General features: G+C 54.4%; 1 rRNA gene (cut by a window edge). It reads right to left on the reverse strand.

From position 1 onward, the window contains the following. Positions 1–48: 48 nt before the first annotated feature. A 23S ribosomal RNA gene (locus DTI93_RS09340) occupies positions 49–2,500 on the reverse strand (it continues 285 nt past the right edge of the window).

The raw sequence follows: 2,500 nt of genomic DNA on the forward strand, positions 1-2,500 counted from the left end.
TGGTTGGTGTTTTCTGGAGTGTGACTGACTACTGTGCATGTGTTTTGGTGTGTGAGAGATATGGGCGATTAGGATCAGTCAGCTACACATGTTGCCATGCTTTCACACCTGACCTATCGACGTCCTGGTCTTGGACGGCCCTGTGAGACCTAGTTTTGAGGCTGGTTTCCCGCTTAGATGCTTTCAGCGGTTATCCATTCCGAACTTAGCTACCCGGCTGTGCCGCTGGCGCGACAACCGGTGCACCAGAGGTTCGTTCATCCCGGTCCTCTCGTACTAGGGACAAATCCTCTCAAGTCTCTTACACCCACGGCAGATAGGGACCGAACTGTCTCACGACGTTCTAAACCCAGCTCACGTACCACTTTAATCGGCGAACAGCCGAACCCTTGGGACCTGCTCCAGCCCCAGGATGTGATGAGCCGACATCGAGGTGCCAAACCTCCCCGTCGATGTGGACTCTTGGGGGAGATCAGCCTGTTATCCCTAGAGTACCTTTTATCCGTTGAGCGATGGCCCATCCACGCGGGACCACCGGATCACTATGGCCGACTTTCGTCTCTGCTCGAGCTGTCACTCTCGCAGTCAGGCGGGCTTATGCCATTGCACTCGACAGCCGGTTTCCGACCGGCCTGAGCCCACCATCGCGCGCCTCCGTTATTCTTTGGGAGGCGACCGCCCCAGTCAAACTGCCCACCATACAGGGTCCCGGACCAGGCTGACTGGTCTCGGTTAGATATCAGAAAAGTTCAGGGTGGTATTTCAAGGATGGCTCCACCTGAGCTGGCGCCCGGGTTTCAAAGCCTCCCACCTATCCTACACAAAACTTTCCTGATACCACTGTAAAGCTGCAGTAAAGGTTCATAGGGTCTTTCCGTCTGACCGCGGGTACCCCGCATCTTCACGGGGAGTTCAATTTCGCTGAGCCGATGCTGGAGACAGCGGGGAAGTCGTTACGCCATTCGTGCAGGTCGGAACTTACCCGACAAGGAATTTCGCTACCTTAGGACCGTTATAGTTACGGCCGCCGTTTACCGGGGCTTCGATTCGACGCTTACACATCTCCTCTTAACCTTCCGGCACCGGGCAGGCGTCAGACCCTATACGTCATCTTTCGATTTCGCAGAGTCCTGTGTTTTTACTAAACAGTCGCTACCCCCTGGTCTGTGCCACCCGCCGATGGTTGCCCACCAACGGGTCTCGTTTCTTCCGAAGTTACACGAGCAATTTGCCTAGTTCCTTCAGCATCGTTCTCTCAAGCGCCTTGGTATACTCTACCAGTCCACCTGTGTCGGTTTCGGGTACGGTCTATATGCCAGAGCTATTTCCTGGAACGGTCCAAAAGCCAGCTCAATCCGATAAGAGCTGACAACATATCTCGTTCGTCACTTCTGGCAGGCTCAGGACTATTAACCTGATTCCCATCGACTACGGCTTTCGCCCTCGCCTTAGGGGCCGGCTCACCCTGCGTGGATTAACCTTGCGCAGGAACCCTTGGACTTTCGGCGACAGTGTTTCTCGCACTGTTTGTCGCTACTCATGTCAGCATTCGCACTTCTGATACCTCCAGAGAGGGTCACCCCGTCTCCTTCGCAGGCTTACAGAACGCTCCGCTACCGCGCATAGTAAACTATGCACCCACAGCTTCGGCACGTGGCTTGAGCCCCGTTACATTTTCGGCGCAGGGTTTCTATTAGACCAGTGAGCTATTACGCTTTCTTTAAAGGATGGCTGCTTCTAAGCCAACCTCCTGGTTGTTTTGGAATCCCCACATCCTTTCCCACTTAGCCACGATTTAGGGGCCTTAGCTGGTGGTCTGGGCTGTTTCCCTCTCGACAATGGACCTTAGCACCCACTGTCTGTCTGCCGTGCTCATACTCCTCGGTATTCGGAGTTTGGTTAGGTGTGGTAAGGCTTTGGGCCCCCCTAGCCCATCCAGTGCTCTACCCCCGAGGGCAATACACGACGATCTACCTCAATAGATTTCGCGGAGAACCAGCTATCTCCGAGTTTGATTGGCCTTTCACCCCTAGCCACAGCTCATCCCCGACTTTTTCAACAGGCGTGGGTTCGGCCCTCCAGTGCGTGTTACCGCACCTTCAGCCTGGCCATGGCTAGATCACTCGGTTTCGGGTCTTCTACCAGTAACTCAGTCGCCCTATTCAGACTCGCTTTCGCTACGCCTACACCTATCGGCTTAAGCTTGCTACGGACAGAAACTCGCTGACCCATTATACAAAAGGTACGCCGTCACCCCATAAGAGGCTCCGACTGCTTGTAGGCACCTGGTTTCAGGTCTCTTTCACTCCCCTTATCGGGGTGCTTTTCACCTTTCCCTCACGGTACTGGTTCACTATCGGTCACCAGAGAGTATTTAGGCTTGGAAGGTGGTCCTCCCATGTTCAGACAGGGTTTCACGTGCCCCGCCCTACTCAAGGCCTTCAGGAGACATTACGCATAAGGGACTATCACCCACTATGGTCAGACTTTCCAGACTGTT

Origin of the sequence: Parasaccharibacter sp. TMW 2.1884 (genome assembly GCF_023337695.1) — a bacterium.
Lineage (GTDB): Bacteria > Pseudomonadota > Alphaproteobacteria > Acetobacterales > Acetobacteraceae > Bombella > Bombella apis.